The sequence below is a fragment of the Oscillospiraceae bacterium NTUH-002-81 genome, from assembly GCA_032620915.1.
In the GTDB taxonomy this organism is placed as follows: Bacteria; Bacillota; Clostridia; order Lachnospirales; family Lachnospiraceae; genus JAGTTR01.
In genome coordinates this window covers 740,856-759,661 of the sequence record CP136052.1, presented here as the reverse complement: position 1 = coordinate 759,661, position 18,806 = coordinate 740,856, and the positions used below count along the sequence as shown (strand labels likewise).

The 18,806-nt window shown below is 51.6% G+C and carries 13 protein-coding genes, 2 pseudogenes and 1 other annotated feature; of the genes and pseudogenes, 1 reads left to right on the top strand and 14 read right to left on the bottom strand.

Annotated features, from left to right (window positions below):
• Window positions 1–85: 85 nt before the first annotated feature.
• The 10 genes and pseudogenes from rpoC to rpmG form a co-directional block, all read right to left on the bottom strand.
• Window positions 86–3,787, bottom strand: a complete 3,702-nt coding sequence (gene rpoC, locus RJD28_03645; GenBank protein ID WNV58632.1) for a DNA-directed RNA polymerase subunit beta' — start codon at window positions 3,785–3,787, stop codon at window positions 86–88.
• A 15-nt stretch (window positions 3,788–3,802) separates the two neighbouring features.
• Window positions 3,803–7,643, bottom strand: a pseudogene (locus tag RJD28_03640) (DNA-directed RNA polymerase subunit beta).
• A 357-nt stretch (window positions 7,644–8,000) separates the two neighbouring features.
• A complete protein-coding gene (gene rplL, locus RJD28_03635) occupies window positions 8,001–8,375 on the bottom strand; it encodes a 50S ribosomal protein L7/L12 (protein ID WNV58631.1) in 375 nt (124 codons plus the stop codon).
• Window positions 8,376–8,844: 469 nt separating this feature from the next.
• Window positions 8,845–9,334 (bottom strand): annotated as a pseudogene (gene rplJ, locus RJD28_03630) (50S ribosomal protein L10).
• A gap of 32 nt (window positions 9,335–9,366) precedes the next feature.
• Window positions 9,367–9,503: a sequence feature (ribosomal protein L10 leader region), on the bottom strand.
• Window positions 9,504–9,547: 44 nt separating this feature from the next.
• Entirely contained in the window at window positions 9,548–11,302 is a 1,755-nt protein-coding gene (locus RJD28_03625) for a hypothetical protein (GenBank protein ID WNV58630.1), read from the bottom strand.
• A gap of 209 nt (window positions 11,303–11,511) precedes the next feature.
• Window positions 11,512–12,204 carry a 50S ribosomal protein L1 gene (gene rplA / locus RJD28_03620; GenBank protein WNV58629.1) on the bottom strand — a complete coding sequence of 231 codons (693 nt, stop codon included), beginning with the start codon at window positions 12,202–12,204 and terminating at the stop codon, window positions 11,512–11,514.
• Window positions 12,205–12,310: 106 nt separating this feature from the next.
• Complete coding sequence (rplK, locus tag RJD28_03615) at window positions 12,311–12,739, bottom strand: 50S ribosomal protein L11 (protein ID WNV58628.1); 429 nt, start codon at window positions 12,737–12,739, stop codon at window positions 12,311–12,313.
• A gap of 103 nt (window positions 12,740–12,842) precedes the next feature.
• Window positions 12,843–13,358, bottom strand: coding sequence for a transcription termination/antitermination protein NusG (gene nusG, locus RJD28_03610; GenBank protein ID WNV58627.1), 516 nt, complete (start codon window positions 13,356–13,358; stop codon window positions 12,843–12,845).
• Between the two features lie 47 nt (window positions 13,359–13,405).
• Window positions 13,406–13,612: a preprotein translocase subunit SecE gene (gene secE, locus RJD28_03605; GenBank protein ID WNV58626.1), complete on the bottom strand. Its 207-nt coding sequence runs from the start codon at window positions 13,610–13,612 to the stop codon at window positions 13,406–13,408.
• A gap of 26 nt (window positions 13,613–13,638) precedes the next feature.
• Window positions 13,639–13,788 (bottom strand): 50S ribosomal protein L33, encoded by a 150-nt coding sequence (gene rpmG, locus RJD28_03600; protein ID WNV58625.1) that lies wholly within the window; start codon window positions 13,786–13,788, stop codon window positions 13,639–13,641.
• Between the two features lie 242 nt (window positions 13,789–14,030).
• Between rpmG and RJD28_03595 the strand changes: the two genes are divergently transcribed.
• On the top strand, window positions 14,031–14,951 hold the full coding sequence (locus tag RJD28_03595) for a zinc ribbon domain-containing protein (protein WNV58624.1): 921 nt from the start codon (window positions 14,031–14,033) through the stop codon (window positions 14,949–14,951).
• A gap of 19 nt (window positions 14,952–14,970) precedes the next feature.
• Here the strand turns inward: RJD28_03595 and RJD28_03590 are convergent, their stop codons facing one another.
• From RJD28_03590 to RJD28_03575, 4 genes are read right to left on the bottom strand one after another with little or no spacing between them, the layout of a single operon-like run.
• Complete coding sequence (locus RJD28_03590) at window positions 14,971–15,459, bottom strand: hypothetical protein (protein ID WNV58623.1); 489 nt, start codon at window positions 15,457–15,459, stop codon at window positions 14,971–14,973.
• A gap of 16 nt (window positions 15,460–15,475) precedes the next feature.
• On the bottom strand, window positions 15,476–16,495 hold the full coding sequence (locus RJD28_03585; GenBank protein ID WNV58622.1) for a hypothetical protein: 1,020 nt from the start codon (window positions 16,493–16,495) through the stop codon (window positions 15,476–15,478).
• A gap of 10 nt (window positions 16,496–16,505) precedes the next feature.
• On the bottom strand, window positions 16,506–17,597 hold the full coding sequence (locus RJD28_03580; protein WNV58621.1) for a hypothetical protein: 1,092 nt from the start codon (window positions 17,595–17,597) through the stop codon (window positions 16,506–16,508).
• Between the two features lie 23 nt (window positions 17,598–17,620).
• The gene (locus RJD28_03575; GenBank protein ID WNV58620.1) at window positions 17,621–18,805 is read right to left on the bottom strand and encodes a hypothetical protein; all 1,185 of its coding nucleotides are present in this window, start codon (window positions 18,803–18,805) and stop codon (window positions 17,621–17,623) included.
• Window position 18,806: the final 1 nt, after the last annotated feature.

Genomic DNA, 18,806 nt, shown 5'->3' with positions numbered 1-18,806 from the left:
CTGTTGACAATGTCTCCTTTTGCATTCAGGGCAACGAAAAGGGCAGGACTGCTTCGCAGCCCCGCCCCTGTATCTCGGCTTGATTTTATGCTTCCGGCTCTTCGTCCTCGTCAGCAGCTTCCTCAGCAGATGTTTCTGCCTCGTCTGCGCTTTCAGAATCCTCATCAGCCAGTGCATCGTCGTCCACTTTCTCGCTGAAATTCAGCTCCTCGTCGTCTTCCGGCTCCTCGGCAAATTCCAGCTCGTCGGTTTCTTCCATATCCGTATCCAGTTTTACGTTGCGGTAACGCTTCATACCGGTTCCGGCAGGAATCAGTTTACCGATGATAACGTTCTCCTTCAGACCGATCAGCGGATCGACCTTACCCTTGATGGCAGCCTCGGTCAGAACCTTGGTTGTCTCCTGGAAGGATGCGGCAGACATGAAGGAATTGGTTGCCAGTGCAGCCTTGGTGATACCAAGCATGATCTGCTTGCCCTCTGCAGGCGCCTTTCCTTCTTTGATCAGCTCTTCGTTCAGATCCTCGAAATCAAGGATGTCTACCAGGGTACCCGGCAGATATTCGGAATCTCCGCTCTCCTCGATTCTTACCTTACGAAGCATCTGACGAACGATCACCTCAATGTGCTTATCGCTGATATCAACACCCTGCAGACGGTATACACGCTGTACTTCCTGCAGCATGTAGTCCTGTACGGAACGAACACCCTTGATCTTCAGGATATCGTGCGGGTTCACGCTACCTTCTGTCAGCTCATCGCCGGCCTCCAGCTCCTGTCCGTCCTGAACCTTGATTCTGGAACCGTAAGGAATGAGGTACGCCTTGGATTCGCCGGTCTCGTTGTTGGTAACGATGATCTCGCGTTTCTTCTTTGTATCTTTGATGACAGCAGTTCCTGCGAACTCTGTGATAATGGCAAGTCCCTTGGGCTTTCTTGCCTCGAACAGCTCCTCGACACGGGGAAGACCCTGTGTGATATCGCCGCCGGCAACACCGCCGCTGTGGAAGGTTCTCATGGTCAGCTGTGTACCAGGCTCACCGATGGACTGTGCTGCGATGATTCCGACTGCCTCGCCCACCTGTACAGCCTCGCCGGTGGCCATGTTGGCGCCATAGCATTTTGCACAGATACCGCTGTGGCAGCGGCAGGTCAGGATGGTACGGATCTTCACCTGCTCTACGCCGGTGGCCATGATCCGTGCTGCACGCTTCGGTGTGATCATGTGATTCTTCTTCACGATGAGCTCGCCGTCTTTGTCATAGATATCCTCGCAGGAAACTCTTCCTGTGATACGGTCCTTCAGGCCCTCGATCTCCTCACGGCCATCGCGGAATGCCTTAACGATCATGCCCGGGATCTCGTCCTTGCCCTCGCTGCAGTCTGTCTCACGGATGATCAGCTCCTGAGAAACGTCAACCATTCGACGGGTCAGGTAACCGGAGTCAGCCGTACGCAGAGCGGTATCAGACATACCTTTTCGTGCGCCATGGGCAGACATGAAGTACTCCAGTACGTCAAGACCTTCACGGAAGTTGGACTTGATGGGCATCTCGATGGTGTGACCGGTCGTATCTGCCATCAGGCCTCGCATACCGGCCAGCTGTTTGATCTGCTTATCGGAACCACGGGCTCCGGAGTCAGCCATCATGAAGATGTTGTTGTATTTATCCAGGCCGTCCAGCAGGGCTTTCGTCAGGATATCATCGGTCTCTTTCCAGGTCTCGACAACTTCCTTATAACGCTCTTCCTCTGTGATCAGGCCTCGTTTGTAGTTCTTGGTGATCAGGTCAACGGTATCCTGTGCTTTCTGGATCAGCTCCGGTTTTTCCGGCGGCACGGTCATATCAGAAATGGATACAGTCATGGCAGCTCTGGTGGAATATTTGTATCCCATTGCCTTGATGTTATCCAGCACCTCTGCGGTCTTGCCTGCGCCATGGGTGTTGATGACTTTTTCCAGAATCTGCTTTAACTGCTTCTTACCTACCAGGAAGTCGATCTCCTGCAGCAGCTCATTGCCCGGAACGCTTCTGTCTACAAAGCCCAGATCCTGGGGTATGATCTCATTGAAGATAAATCTTCCAACGGTGGAGGAAACATTGCCTGTCAGCTGTGTGCCATCCGGCATGGTCTTGGTCACGCGGACGGTCACTCTGGAATGCAGGGTAACTACCTTGTTCTCGTAAGCAAGGATCGCCTCGTTGATGCTCTTGAATACCTTGCCCTCTCCCACGTCTCCCGGACGCTCCTGGGTCAGATAGTAAATACCAAGAACCATATCCTGAGAAGGAACAGCCACCGGGCCGCCATCAGACGGCTTCAGCAGGTTGTTCGGGGAAAGAAGCATGAACCGGCACTCAGACTGTGCTTCCACGGACAGCGGCAGATGAACAGCCATCTGGTCTCCGTCGAAGTCGGCGTTGAATGCGGTACAAACCAGCGGATGCAGCTTGATTGCCTTACCTTCTACCAGGATCGGCTCAAATGCCTGGATACCCAGACGGTGCAGTGTAGGTGCACGGTTCAGCATAACCGGGTGCTCCTTAATGACGTTCTCGAGAACGTCCCATACCTCCGGCTGCAGGCGCTCAACCATCTTCTTCGCATTTTTGATATTGTGAGAGGTTCCGTTGGCAACCAGCTCCTTCATAACGAAAGGCTTGAACAGCTCGATGGCCATCTCCTTCGGCAGACCGCACTGATAAATCTTCAGCTCCGGTCCTACGACGATAACGGAACGTCCGGAATAGTCAACTCTCTTACCGAGCAGGTTCTGACGGAAACGTCCGGACTTACCTTTCAGCATATCGGAAAGAGATTTCAGCGCACGGTTACCGGGGCCGGTTACCGGACGTCCTCTTCTTCCGTTGTCGATCAGGGCATCCACTGCCTCCTGCAGCATCCGTTTCTCATTGCGGACAATGATATCCGGAGCGCCCAGCTCCAGCAGTCTCTGCAGACGGTTGTTACGGTTGATGATTCTTCTGTATAAATCGTTCAGGTCACTGGTGGCAAAACGGCCGCCGTCCAGCTGTACCATAGGACGCAGATCCGGCGGGATGACCGGGATCACATCCATGATCATCCACTCGGGCTTGTTGCCTGAGCCGCGGAAGGACTCTACAACCTCCAGGCGCTTGATGATTCTCGCACGCTTCTGGCCGGTAGCGTTCTTCAGCTCTGCTTTCAGCGTCACAGCCTCTTTCTCCAGGTCGATGGCCTGCAGCAGCTCCTTGATGGACTCGGCGCCCATGCCGACACGGAAGCTGCTTCCCAGTTCTTCTCTTGCTTTCTGGTATTCCTGCTCGGACAGCACCTGCTTATACTGCAGGTTTGTTGTTCCGGGATCCAGAACGATGTAAGAAGCAAAGTACAGTACCTTCTCCAGTGTTCTCGGAGACAGGTCAAGGATCAGTCCCATACGGCTGGGAATTCCCTTGAAATACCAGATATGGGATACCGGCGCTGCCAGCTTGATATGGCCCATACGCTCACGACGAACGTTGGACTTCGTTACCTCTACACCGCAGCGGTCACAGATAACGCCTTTGTAACGGATTTTCTTATATTTACCGCAGTGGCACTCCCAGTCTTTGCTCGGTCCGAAAATACGCTCACAGAACAGTCCGTCCTTCTCCGGCTTTAACGTCCGGTAGTTGATCGTCTCGGGCTTCTTCACTTCTCCTCTGGACCACTCCAGAATCTTTTCCGGAGAAGCGAGACCAATTCTGATGGCATCAAAAGTCATCGGCTGGTATGCTTCATTGTTGTTTACTTCCGGCATTTACGGCACTCCCTTCTACTCTTCGTCAATCGTATCATCGAAATCTGTCATCATATCATCATCCGGTTCCTCTTCCACGTCAACAAGCTCGTCGCCGTCGAACTCCTGCTTGGAGAATCCGTAATCATGATAGGACTCATTATCATCGTAATTGAAATCTCTGTCTCCCTCAATGATGGAATGCAGATCGGTTTCGCCATAATCAATGGTTTCCATAATCTCAACTTCGGTATTGTCCTCACGCAGCACACGCACATCCAGACCCAGAGACTGCAGCTCTTTTAACAGAACCTTGAAGGACTCCGGAATACCGGGCTCCGGAATGTTGTCGCCCTTGATGATGGCCTCGTATGTCTTCACACGGCCGATCACATCGTCGGACTTCACAGTCAGGATCTCCTGCAGGGGTGTAAGCCGCACCGTAAGCCTCCAGTGCCCATACCTCCATCTCTCCGAAACGCTGTCCGCCGAACTGTGCTTTACCACCCAGCGGCTGCTGTGTAACGAGGGAGTAAGGACCGGTAGAACGTGCATGGATCTTATCGTCTACCAGATGGTGCAGTTTCAGGTAATGCATGTGTCCGATAGTTACCGGGCTGTCGAAGAACTCACCCGTTCTGCCGTCGCGCAGACGAACCTTACCGTTGCGGCTGATCGGAACACCTTTCCACAGAGCGCGGTGTGCCTTGTTCTCATCCAGATAAGCAAGCACCTCCGGTTTGAGCTCCTCGCCATGCTTGGCAACGAAGTCTTCCCACTCCATGTTGACATAATCATTGGCCAGCTCCAGGGTATCCTGGATATCCAGCTCATTGGCACCGTCAAATACCGGTGTCGAAATATTGAAGCCCAGTGCCTTGGCAGCAAGGCTTAAGTGGATCTCCAGCACCTGTCCGATATTCATACGGGACGGCACACCCAGAGGGTTCAGCACGATATCCAGCGGACGGCCGTTCGGCAGGAACGGCATATCCTCTACCGGCAGTACACGGGAAACAACACCCTTGTTACCGTGACGTCCGGCCATCTTATCGCCGACGGAAATCTTTCTCTTCTGTGCAATGTAAATGCGGACGGACTGGTTGACACCCGGAGACAGCTCATCGCCATTCTCTCTTGTAAACACTTTTGCGTCCACAACAATACCATATTCTCCGTGCGGTACTTTCAGGGAAGTATCACGCACCTCGCGAGCCTTCTCACCAAAGATGGCACGCAGCAGGCGCTCCTCGGCGGTCAGCTCAGTTTCCCCCTTGGGGGTTACCTTACCTACCAGGATATCCCCGGCACGAACCTCGGCACCGATACGGATGACGCCGCGCTCATCCAGATCCTTCAGCGCATCGTCACCGACACCCGGAACGTCTCTGGTGATCTCTTCCGGTCCCAGCTTGGTGTCACGGGCCTCTGCCTCATACTCCTCGATATGAACGGAAGTATATACATCCTCCTGCACCAGACGCTCACTTAACAGAACGGCATCCTCGTAGTTGTAGCCTTCCCATGTCATGAAGCCGATCAGCGGGTTCTTACCAAGTGCCAGCTCGCCGTTGGAAGTGGACGGGCCGTCAGCGATGACCTCGCCGGCCTCTACATGGTCGCCCTTGAACACGATGGGCTTCTGGTTGTAGCAGTTGCTCTGGTTGCTTCGAACAAATTTGTACAGACGGTAAACATCTCTGGTGCCGTCATCATTTTTGATGGTAATCTGGTTGGACTCGGAACGCTCTACCGTACCCGGTTTCTTGGCAACGACACATACACCGGAGTCCACAGCAGCCTTCGCTTCCATACCGGTTCCGACTACCGGAGCCTCTGTAATCAGAAGCGGCACTGCCTGACGCTGCATGTTGGATCCCATCAGCGCACGGTTTGCGTCGTCGTTCTGCAGGAACGGGATCAGGGCTGTAGCGACGGAGAATACCATTCTCGGAGATACGTCCATGTAGTCAAACATGGTTCTCTCGTACTCCTGGGTCTCATCTCTGTAACGGCCGGATACATTTTTACGGACGAAATGTCCTTCTTCATCCAGCTGCTCATTCGCCTGCGCTACGTGGTAATTGTCTTCCTCGTCCGCAGTCATATATTCTACCTGATCGGTAACCCGCGGGTTCTTCGGATCAGATTTATCGATCTTACGATACGGTGCCTCCACGAATCCATACTCGTTGATCCGTGCGAAAGAAGCCAGGGAGTTGATCAGACCGATGTTCGGTCCCTCAGGTGTCTCGATGGGGCACATTCTTCCGTAATGGGAATAGTGTACGTCTCGAACCTCGAATCCGGCACGGTCTCTTGACAGACCGCCAGGTCCCAGTGCGGACAGACGTCTCTTGTGGGTCAGCTCACCCAGCGGGTTGTTCTGATCCATGAACTGGGACAGCTGGGAGGAACCGAAGAATTCCTTCACGGCAGCGGTCACCGGTTTGATGTTGATCAGAGACTGGGGAGAGATTCCCTCCAGATCCTGGGTGGTCATACGTTCCCGGACAACTCTCTCCAGACGGGAAAGGCCGATCCGGTACTGGTTCTGCAGCAGCTCACCGACTGCACGGATACGACGGTTGCCCAGATGGTCGATGTCGTCCTCGCTGCCGATGCCATACTCCAGATGCATGTTATAGTTAATAGAAGCAAGAATATCTTCCTTGGTGATATGCTTCGGAATGAGCTCATGGATATTCTTGTGGATCGCAGCCTTGATATCCTCGAGATCCTCATTTTCTTCCAGTATTTTTCTCAGAGCCGGGTAGTATACTAATTCTGTAACACCGACTTCCTTCGGGTCCACATCCACATAAGCAGCCAGGTCTACCATCATATTGGAAAGGACCTTCACCTTGCGCTCCTCTGTCTCAATCCACACAAAAGGAACGGCTGCATTCTGGATCTTGTCAGCCAGCTCACGGCTCAGTGTCGTGCCTGCCTCTGCCAGGATCTCACCCGTTGTCTCATCAACCACATCCTCTGCCAGCACCTGGCCGCGCAGACGATTGCGGAGCATAAGTTTCTTATTGAACTTGTATCTGCCGACCTTCGCCAGATCGTAACGTCTCGGATCGAAGAACATGCTGGTGATCAGGCTCTCTGCGTTCTCCACAGCAAGCGGCTCACCCGGACGGATCTTCTTGTACAGCTCAAGGAGTCCTTCCTGATAGTTTTCTGATGTATCCTTTGCGATACTTGCAAGGATCTTCGGCTCTTCACCGAACAAATCTATAATCTCCGCGTTGGTGCCGAAGCCCAGAGCACGGATCAAAACAGTAATAGGGACTTTTCTTGTTCTGTCAACACGGACATAAAAAACGTCATTGGAGTCTGTCTCATATTCCAGCCATGCACCACGGTTCGGGATCACAGTACAGGAATACAGTGTCTTACCAACTTTATCATGGCTGATCGCATAGTAAATTCCGGGAGAACGCACGAGCTGCGATACGATAACTCGTTCCGCACCATTGATCACAAACGTACCATTCACTGTCATCAGCGGCAGGTCGCCCATGAAAATCTCATGCTCATTGATCTCATCATTCTCTTTGTTGTAAAGTCTGACCTTTACCTTCAAAGGCGCTGCGTAGGTTGCATCCCGCTCTTTACATTCCTCGATGGAATACTTCGCGTCTTCCTCGCACAATGTAAAGTCTACGAATTCCAGGCTCAGATTGCCGCTGTAGTCTGCAATCGGAGAGATGTCATCGAACACCTCTTTGAGTCCTTCATCCAGAAACCACTGGTAGGAATCCTTCTGGACTTCGATAAGATTGGGCATTTCCAGAACCTCTTTCTGTCTGGAATAGTTCATTCTCATACTCTTCCCGGAAGCAACTGGACTGATTCTATTTTTCTCCATTGACGTTCACCCCTTGTTCATTTCTGTTCATTCTAAAGCGTAGGCATATGCCACCACAATAGTGCACCCTACATTGTAGCACCAGTGTTTATGCTTGTCAACTATTATTTTTACCGTTTAAATAATTCTTTTTCAACGCACAGTTCAGACGCGCCATTCGCAAAACCGCATCTTCGATGCTCTCCGCTGCTTTGCAGCTCATTTTTGCTCATTACCTGGCGCTCCGTCCATATTTTCACACAGGCCGCCTTCCGTGCAAGCCCGGATCCGGTCTGCATGAAAACATGGCTGAACTGTTTCAAAAAAATAATCCCGGGAAGTTGAATTTTCTTCCCGGGATCGGTCATCATCATTTGATTATTTGATGGTAACTTTAGCGCCCTCAGCCTCGAGTTTGGTCTTGATGCCCTCAGCCTCTTCCTTGGAAACGCCCTCTTTCAGAACCTTCGGAGCTCCGTCTACGAGATCCTTAGCTTCCTTCAGGCCCAGGCCGGTGATCTCACGAACAACCTTGATAACCTTAACCTTAGCGCCGCCAACCTCAGTCAGCTCAACGTCGAACTCAGTCTTCTCCTCAGCTGCCTCAGCTGCGCCGCCTGCTGCTGCTACAACAACGCCTGCTGCTGCGGATACACCGAACTCCTCTTCACATGCTTTTACTAACTCGTTTAACTCTAATACGCTTAACTCTTTGATAGCTTCGATAAACTCAGCGGTTGTTAACTTTGCCATTTTATTTTCCTCCATTATAATAATATTTGTGCAGCTGCTTAAGCTGCCTGATATAGTTGCCGCATAACCTCAAGCTGCGACTTTCGTCTTGCTTTCGCTAAGTGCCTTCTCGTATGTTCGCTCAACTAATTTCGCCCGGTGCCTAACGGCTTGGGCTCGATAAGGTTCGCGAACGGCCTTCGCACTAACCTCAAGCTGCGACTTTCGTCTTGCTTTCGCTAAGTGCCTTCTCGTGTGTTCGCTCAACTAATTTCGCCCGTCGCCTGACGGCTTGGGCTCGATAAGGTTCGCGAACGGCCTTCGCACTAACCTCAAGCTGCGACTTTCGTCTTGCTTTCGCTAAGTGCCTTCACGTATGTTCGCTCAACTAACCTCGCCCCGCTCCTGATGGTTTGGGCTCGATAAGGTTCGCGAACGGCCTTCGCACTAACCTCAAGCTGCGACATTCGTCTTGCTTTCGCTAAGTGCTCTAGGCCTCTTTGCTTTCTGCAATCTGGCTGATGACACGTGCGAAGTTTGCGATAGGGGACTGGATGCTGCCAAGCAGTTTTCCGAGAAGTTCCTCTCTGGACGGAACGCTTGCGATTGCATTGATTCCAGCCGCATCATAGTACTGGCCCTCAACGATACCAGCCTTCATCTCCAGACACTTAATGTTCTTTTGCATTCTTTGCAAGAATTCTGGCCGGAGCAGTTGCATCGTCCTTGGAAATTGCGATTGCGTTTGTTCCCTCCAGATGTTTGTCCAGAGCCTCACATGCTGTACCATCGAAAGCAAGTCTCATCATGGTATTCTTATAAACCTTATAAGTGATACCATTCTCTCTCATTTCCTTACGCAGAGCAGTATCCTGCTCAACAGTGATTCCGGAATAGCTTACCAGAACAACGCATGCTGCGTCTTTCACGTTGCCGTTAATCTCCTCAACGACAGGTTTCTTGAGTTCGATCTTTGCCATGATAGGTGCACCTCCTTCTTAAAATGATGATGTACCGCCGCAAAAAACCTCTTACATCCGCAGACATAAGAGGTCAAAAATCATTCCGTATGATGAATGTTTCCTCGGCAGGCGTTTTCAACTTATGCCTTTCGGCACCTGCTGTCTTCGGCAGTGTGGTCAAAATGACCTTAAACAGAATAGCATATCCAGCCGCGTCCGTCAAGAACTTTTTTACAACAGTTCAATCATGACAAACGAGAACAGCGATCGTGCTTGCACGAATAGCTGATCGAGTGCAGGCATGAACAGAGCGCAAGAAAATGAGCAGAAAGTAGCTGTGTAGCAGCGAAAAGTGCGAAAGCACGATTCTGCGAATTGCGCGACCGAACTGTTGCTACCTAAAAAGTGGAAAAAGGTTTTCCAGTCGGATTTGATCAGGTTGATGAAGTTAAAGTAATATTTTGTAAAAACAATCTTCTTATATACAAGCAGTGCCAGCACCAGCACAAAAATAGCTGCGCAGAAAATGATGGCGTTGCCCAGCCGCTCATCCTTACGGAAGGCCGCGGATGCCAGGCATCGGATGCCGTAGGCCACCACGTACATAAAGGGAATGATCATCGGCAGGATGTATCTTCCCTGGGGCTGATAATCCACATCATAGGATGCCCACAGGCACAGGATGTTGGGGATGATGATACAGGCCACCATACAAATATGAAAAATGATGGAGGACTGCCGGTCGATCTTCATCGCCAGGATGCCGTCGGTCATTGCACAGCCGTTCGCCCTTGTCTTTTCGGCAGCCTGATTCTGTTCTCCCTGCGAAGTTTTCGCAATATCTGATCTCTCCAAGCGCTCCACCGCAGAATCTGTCCCAGGCACTACGCTTTCTATTTTCTGTACATTACCAACAGCAGCTTTCTTTTTCCTGATCCCCCGCTGCACCAGCGCAATGACCGCCCCAACAAATCCGATAATGAAAATCGCATAATACACCGGATACATCCAGGGCAGCAGCACCAGGCTCATGTGCTCGAACATGCCCACAAAGCTGCGGGCCAGCAGCAAGAAATAAGTGGTCTGGGTCATCATGTCCCACATGGAGAATCCCGCATTGTGCCAGGTCGGCGCACTGGACGGCTTCAGCCATTTGAACGCATACATTTCCGCGTACTCGTCCCGGGTGCGAAGTCCCAGAAAATCGCCGTCGTACAGGATCGCGCTGCGGATGAACCACCAGCCTGCAATGACAAAGGCGATGCCGCCTGCCAGCAGTCCCTTGCGAATCATCTCTTTCCATTCGATCTCAATGCCTTTGCCATCCGTTTTCTTATGGACAAAGCTCTGTACAAAGACAGGAATGCTACACAGCAGGAAGCCGTAAGCGTCATAGTAGGACATAGCGCACAGACCCATGCCAATGCCAAGAATCCAGCAGCTGCGCCGATTCCACTTGGTCTCCAGCCCTTCGATCCAGGCATATACGATGATGCCCGACGACAAAAGTGCCAGAGAATCCACATTCACATACGTATGCATGAACATGCACTGGGGCAGGAGGCAGACAAGGAAGGTGAACAACAGCGAGGTGCTGCGCTCCTTAAACAGCCGGGAGGATAATTTCCAGACGACTGCCGCCATCATCACGCCCAGAAGGACGTTGAAAAAACGACCTGCCACTTCGATGATATATTCGCTGTCAGAAAACAGGCTGACCACCTTCACGATCCCCGCCGAGAATATATAGGAAAGGATCGGCTGGAAGCCGTAGGAAAACCCCCATCCATAGAGTAGGATCTCCGGGTCTCCGCCATGCGGCAGCTTGCCGTGTTTTACAATAAATTCCACAATTTTAAACCGCTCTTTTTCATCCGGCGGCGCCCCGAAGGGCTGCATCATGCTCCAGAGGAAAAAGGCGCCAAACAGTCCCAGCAGGAAGAGCACAAACACGATCCGCCAGAACTTCTCATTTTTCTTATTCATACCCCTGTTTTCTCCATATTTTCCCAATTTTTCAAAACATTTCGTTTTCGTCAATGCCACACCGGCTTCTCCCCGTATGAGACATACAACATTTTACCATAAAACAAAGGTTTCAGCCAATGATTTGTACAAAAGTACAAAAAAGGGGAGCAGGGCTGCGCAGTCAAGCACAGTCCGGCCCCCCTCTTCTTTTATATATCGGTTCGCAATTAAGCTAATTTGATCGGGTTTACCTTAATGCCAGGTCCCATCGTAGAAGTAAGCGTTACGCTCTTCAGATACTGACCTTTGACAGCGGCAGGTTTTGCCTTGTTAATTGCACCCATAAGCGTCTGGAAGTTGTCGGATAACTGCTCCTCTGTGAAGGAAGCCTTTCCGATCGGTGCGTGAACGATATTTGTCTTGTCCAGGCGGTACTCAATCTTACCAGCTTTGATATCTTTAACAGCCTTTGTAACATCCATGGTTACGGTACCAGCCTTCGGGTTAGGCATTAAGCCCTTCGGTCCAAGTACACGGCCCAGACGTCCTACAACGCCCATCATGTCAGGAGTTGCAACAACAACGTCGAAATCAAACCAGTTCTCGCTCTGGATCTTGTGCATCAGCTCCTCGCCGCCGACAAATTCTGCTCCTGCAGCCTCTGCCTCTGCAACCTTGTCGCCCTTTGCGAATACGAGTACACGAACCTGCTTACCAGTTCCGTGAGGGAGTACAACTGCACCACGGATCTGCTGGTCAGCGTGACGTCCGTCACAGCCTGTTCTGATGTGTACCTCGATTGTCTCGTCAAACTTTGCTACTGCAGACTTCTTTACAAGAGCAATAGCCTCAGCCGGATCATAAAGGGTTGCGCGGTCGATTGCCTTTGCAGCCTCTGTGTATTTCTTTCCTCTTTTCATTCTAAAAACCTCCTAGTGGTAATATCGGGAGTAAACCCTCCCACATCTTTGTATGATTTCCGCAGGCAATCCGTCGATCACCCTTGGGGGTACAGTTCACTGAATATTAGTCGTCAACAACAGTGATGCCCATGCTTCTTGCTGTACCAGCGATCATGCTCATAGCAGCCTCGATGCTTCCTGCGTTCAGGTCAGGCATCTTGGTCTCAGCGATCTTCTGAAGCTCGGACTTCTTGATGGTAGCAACCTTGTTCTTCTGCGGAACTGCAGAACCGGACTTGATGTTGCAAGCCTTCTTCAGCAGAACTGCTGCCGGCGGAGTCTTCGTTACAAAGCTGAAGCTTCTGTCAGCATATACGGTAATAACAACAGGGATGATCAGGTCACCCTTATCAGCGGTTCTTGCGTTGAACTCCTTGGTGAACTGAACGATATTGACACCATGCTGTCCAAGTGCAGGACCAACCGGCGGAGCCGGGGTTGCCTTGCCTGCCGGAATCTGCAATTTAATATAACCTGTAACTTTCTTTGCCATCTTGGCACCTCCTAAATAATTTCAATCATGCGCGTTTTTTCAAAAAACGCGGCAGCACTGAAAGTGTTGTGGTATTCACGGGGGAATCCCTCCCACTTATGTGTTACATCTTCTTGATCTCTGTAAAACCAATCTCGACCGGAGTCTCACGGCCGAACAATTCGACGTTGATCGTCACGCTCTGTTTGCCAGGATTGATGGACTGGATCACGCCCACTGTATCCTTCCAGACACCGCCGATGACTGTGATGCTGTCGCCTTCCTCGAAGTCAACCACCACATCTGCGGGTGTAACGCCGAGCGGTCTCATCTCCTCTTCCGTGAGCGGCACAGGCTTGGATCCCGGCCCAACGAATCCGGTAACACCTCTGGTATTCCTGACAACATACCAAGTGTCGTCATTCATTACCATATTGATCAGAACATAGCCCGGAAACATCTTCTTCTGAGCCTGCTTCTGTACACCGTTCTTCACCTCGACAACGTCCTGCATCGGCACTCTGACCTCAAGGATCTGATCTTCCAGATGCCGGTTCTCGATGGTCTTCTCGATATTCGCCTTTACCTTATTCTCATACCCGGAATACGTATGCACTACATACCAGTTTGTCTCTGACATAAAATCACCCTTTGCCTCTTCACGTTCTCTCTTAACAGAAATTCCCGTCAGCCGATCAGGAAATTAAGACCGAACTGGATTATATAATCCAGGACTGCAATAAGAATTCCTACAGCAATGGATACGACTACTACAGCAGTTGTCTGGGTAGCCAGTGTCTTGCGGTCCGGCCAGATGATCTTCTTGAATTCAGACTTCAGGCCTGTAAACCAGCTTTTCTTCGGGGCTTTTTCCGTCTTGGCAGAATCTCCCATTCGAATCACTCCTTTACTGTATCCAATTACTTCGTCTCTTTGTGCAGTGTGTGTCTCTTGCAGAATCTGCAATACTTCTTGGTCTCCATCCGGTCAGGATGATTCTTCTTGTCCTTTGTCGTATTGTAGTTACGCTGCTTGCATTCTGTACACGCTAATGTAATTCTCGTACGCACAACTTCCACCTCCGCTTGATTTCTATTGCGGTCTTCCCCGCCTAATTGTGGGATGGCCCGTCGGCCATATTTTTAGGCATAAAAAAAAGACCTACTTCCATTCGCCTGTATAGAATATCATACGAAGCCCCGCCAGTCAACGTTTTTTCATTCTTTTTATGAAATTTTATGATTTAGAAGGTTGAGAAAACAGCATGGAAAGTTTATACTGATAGGGAACCCCAGAAGGAGGATTATTTTACATGGAAGATAACAGACGAACAACACACAGCGTGGACGATTATTATCCGAAGCCGTCCCGGGACGAGGAACCCTCACAGGAAAACCTTTCCAACCGCCCGGACGCAGAAGACACCGATGCGAACGACACCCGTGCCGACCGCACAGATTCCTATGGTTCTTATGCGGATGCTTCCGATGAAAACGGCGGCGCTGGTTTTTCCGATAACAGTCGCGACGAGGATCCTTACGGCCAGAGCAGCCACAGCTCTGAGGAGTATGCAGGTGGGACGCTGACCTGTCCCCGGTGCGGCAACGAGGTACCGGCCAACATGAATTTCTGCAGTCTGTGCGGCTATCATTTCCCGAAGACTGCGGACACCCCCTATCCACTGAACAATACCCGGATCGATGGCTATCTGGCCGACGACATCGCCCAGTTCGTGGGGCCAAACTATAACACCTATCTGAGGAAATTCCAGCGTGTATCTGAAGGACATGTCTCCTTCAACTGGGCCGCAGCTGTTTTTTCCAACCGCTGGATGGCCTATCGCGGCATGTTCCGCCAGGCTGTGATCTTTTCTCTGATCCTGAATGCTTTTTCCGGTATCGTTTCCTATCTGATCCTGACACTGTTCCAGTCACTGGGTACGCAGATTTCAGATTCCACGTACCTGCAGCTGAACATGTTTTCCATGGCACTCACTGTCTGTGTTGGCCTCATTGTCGGCCTCATCGGTGATTCCATGTACTGGAAACGGGCAAAGAAAATGATGGATCAGCTGTCCTGCCGGGGCAGAGAAGCCGTCTCCGACCAGCGCATTGCCCGGAGCCTGCGGGCCGCCGGCGGATGCAAGATGGGCTACGCCATCCTGATCATTTTCTTTGACCTGAGTATAAACCAGATCATCAGCGCCATCCTGTCACAGCTGATGGGATCATAAACGGAGCCGTTTCCTATTCTCAGCCCCAGGGATCGTATTCCGCGGGGATCCGTATCCCGCTGAGAATACTGGAATACTCCCAGAGATACCACAGACCGCCCTTTTGCCGGAGTTTCACCGGCCTGGCAGAATCTGCCCCTGCCGTTTTCAGGAATACCCGAATATACCCGGCCTCTATGTCCTGAGGGCGCGGATCTGGAAGCACATGCAGCACATAAGGCTGTGTCGGGGTATAATTGTTCTGAGGCATTGCCCCTTCAAAATAGGCCATGGGCAGATAAGCCTTATCACGCAGGCGGTCCCGCAGGAATTGGCTGTCGTAGGGAGTCATGGGCCTGGGACCCCGCAGCATATTCATTGCCGCCGCCCCGGCTTCCCTGTCTTTTATGTATAGCTGTAATGCGCACAGGAACATGACGCAGGTGTTTTCTGGCCTGGAAAGATCCATCTGCGGACACATCCGGAATTCCTGCAAGGTACCGGGAATCTGATTTAATGTAACCGACATCTTTCTGTCCCCTTTCTTAATTCAAACGACTGAAAATCTGTGTACTGGTGGTAAGAATGCCATCTATATCTTTGAGACGCATTTGAAACAGCAGCGTATCCGCATCCAATACCGTAACATAGAATTCCTCTTCCATATAGTTCTGGTATACCGGTTTTGCGGCAGATAAGCGAAGGCGCCATGCCTCGTTGCCACAGCCCTCATAAACAGGTGTTTCCTGATAGTCTGCCGTCATGTCCCGGGCCTCCCTGAGATAGCCGGGATGCCACTCATCGTAATAATCCACACCGTTCGGTTCCTCGCTATCCCATGAACTGTGAAATGTCAATGTACGGTTGATCTCCATTTCATCGGCCGTAAAGCTCCAGACCTCCGGATCCCCTTCCGTAACAGTCTCGCCGGAAACCATGCGCCATTGACCGAACAGATCTGCCATACAATATTCCCCTCCCCTGGCCGGCATGGGCTGCTGCCCCATCCAAAACCGGTCACCAAAGGAGTCCAGCAGCAACTGGCCCTCCGCCATATGCCCCTGGGCAAAAACCGCATCTTCCTCTGTTCCGCCATCCTCTGTACTCAGGAAAAAGCCACCGCTCCCATCCGGATACCAGAAGCAGTCCGGGGCAACCCCAAGCAGAAGATGACAGGTACCGATGTAGTCAAATGTCTGGGGACTCCACTCCCGATACCGGGCAGCTCCGTCTTCCAGCAAATATAATTCTATGGTCCAATCTTCCTCGGGCAGTGTTCCCTCCATGATCTGACCCTCTCTGTTTATTGTGTACCTGTTCGCCTGCCAGCAAGTATTCATCCACGGATCTTCCATATTTTCTGCATCTTCGGGATCTTCCGTATCTTCGGCATTTTTCGTATCTTCGGGAGTTTCCGCATCTTCCGCATTTTCCGATTCCGGTCCCGAAACATTTTCGGACAAAATCTCCTCATATGTGTTACTTTCAGCCTTTTTTCTCCCGCAGGATACCAGCGGCAGCAACAGCAGGAAAAGCATCGCCACCGCAAATTTACTGCTTCTCATATCTTCCTCCTTATCTTTTCGTCCGTGTGCATAACACCCTTTTGCCACTTTTCTGGGAAAAACACAGCTGTCCGAAGACTTCATCTATGGTGTCCTCTCTATCTGCATAGGCATCAGCCCATACGCTGAAGGCATAGAGGTAGGTATACCCATCCGCCTCCGTCATAAAGACTTTCCAGACACTTGTATCTTCGTTTCTGCCGGTTGTATAAGTCAGAATATAGACAGGGCATCCCAGCGCTTCACTGTATCCGCTGTTCTTTTCTACAGAAAGATCCTGGGGCTTCGTCTTATTGCCCGTCAGACGTGCGACACTCTTTTCCGCGTGCTCTTCCAGGGATTCTCCATCCCCGACGGTGCCGGCATAAGCGCAGTTTATGAGGCCCATGTAAGCATCCTGGAGCAGATCCTGATAATAATAGCTCCCACCCGCACCATTTTCCGTTTGAGGAACAGCAACGTCTGCTTCATGATACAGGGTAAAATCAAAAATCCCGGAAGGGGCAGACAGAGAACCGTCATAGAGCGACAGAAAAGGCTGGTAGCTCACACTCCCTCCCATACTGTCCACAATCTCTGCATCCATACTGGGCATGATATCGCTGATGTTTCCCAGAAGGAGGATGGGATCTCCACAGTCACTGCGGTAAAGCACCTGACCGCTTTCGCCACGGAACGCATTGGCCTCATTGATGTCCCATGTATTGACTGCAACGGAAGCTTTGGGATCCGTAGGAACCATGCAATAGACCTCATATCCTCCCTCCGGATGAATGATCCATCGATCAGGCGGTATCTCCCTGATGAATGGGTATGCATCCAGATATTGCGTCGCCTCCTCTGATGCCAGAAAATCTGCAAGATCTTCCCCTGTCTCCAGAGCGGCACCCAAAAAAGCCACGGAACAGATACAGCCCTCCGCCTGCGCTCCGGCACGCAGCACATCCAATTTATCGGATTTCTTTTCTCGCCGGTTCTGTATGGACGACATGGATTCCTTCCCCGGCTGAACCGGCTTCCCCGACTGAACCTGCTTCCCGCCGCAGGCGGTAAGGAACAGGAGCAACGCGGGCAAAAGTACAAACGTGCATCTATATTTCATGTCATTGCCCCTTTCCGGTATATTTATCCATAGGAGCGGATCAGCTCCGCAGAACTCATGCCATCCTCAAAGAAAGGCGGACACATGCCGTTATCTCTGTCCTGCCAAATAAGCAGGTAGTCCCCGGACGGGTCGAGCAGGACGGGGAAGATGCCGCTGGCATCGCTGGGAGAATTTCCTACTCCCGTGGAGACATTCAGCTGCAGACAATCATCCACCATCCGCCAGAAGCCGGAATAGACCAGCTGATATTCCTGCCCGTCCTCGAACTGGTAATACAGTTCCGCAATGCCTGCGTAACCCGGTTCACCACCTCCGCCAAGCAGGTTGACAGACCATCCGTCACACACCCAGTAGCTATCCTCCAGCCCTTCCTCCGTGGGCGGCAGCCACCAGCCATCACCGCTCGGATCCGAACTGTCCGAATCGCCCCATATATTCAGACTTGCGGCATCGTCAAAATAGGTAAAATCCAGAACCAGAGGCAAATCGCCCTCGCCGAAGGGAATCATCATATAGCCTCCGTCCATCGCGTTCCACACCGGATGCCATGTTACCAGGCCTCCCGCGCCACCGCCGTCACCGGCAATGATCTCTATATCCGGCTCATCGAAAAATTGCTCATAACCTACATATACCAGCACCGGCCGGGCATACTCTTCCCGATAGAGCACGTTATCCGATTCCGGCCAGACGCCGTTACCTGTAGATTTCCATGTGACATGATTCACAGAAAGGGTAGTCCTGTCATCCCGCGGCACGATGCAATAAAGATCCCCGTAGCCGGAACCCAAAATGTTCTCAGGCGGGATCGTCCGGATAAAGGGCATCGTCTCCATCAAGCCAGGCACCTGGTTCCACAGCCATTCTGTCAGAGGCGTGGTGTCATCTGCCTCCCGATATCCCAGATATGCTGCGGCCATGGCTGCCTGCGGTACATATTCCTCCATATATTCCTGCAGCCAGGTCAGTGCCTCCTGTGCCTTTTCCTCATCTGACACGACCGTTTCAGCCTTTTTCTGATGACCTCCGCTGCCGTCCAGCTCCCCCTTGCCGGGGCTTTCCTTGCCGGGACTTTCACCGGCTGACAGGGGCGCTGTGTCACCGCTTCCGGTGTTGTCCTGCGTCCCACTGCTGCAGGCGGCAAGGCTCAGCAGGAATAAAAACGCCAGAAGAGCAGTCGCGATTCGCATGCTCATTCTCCTCATG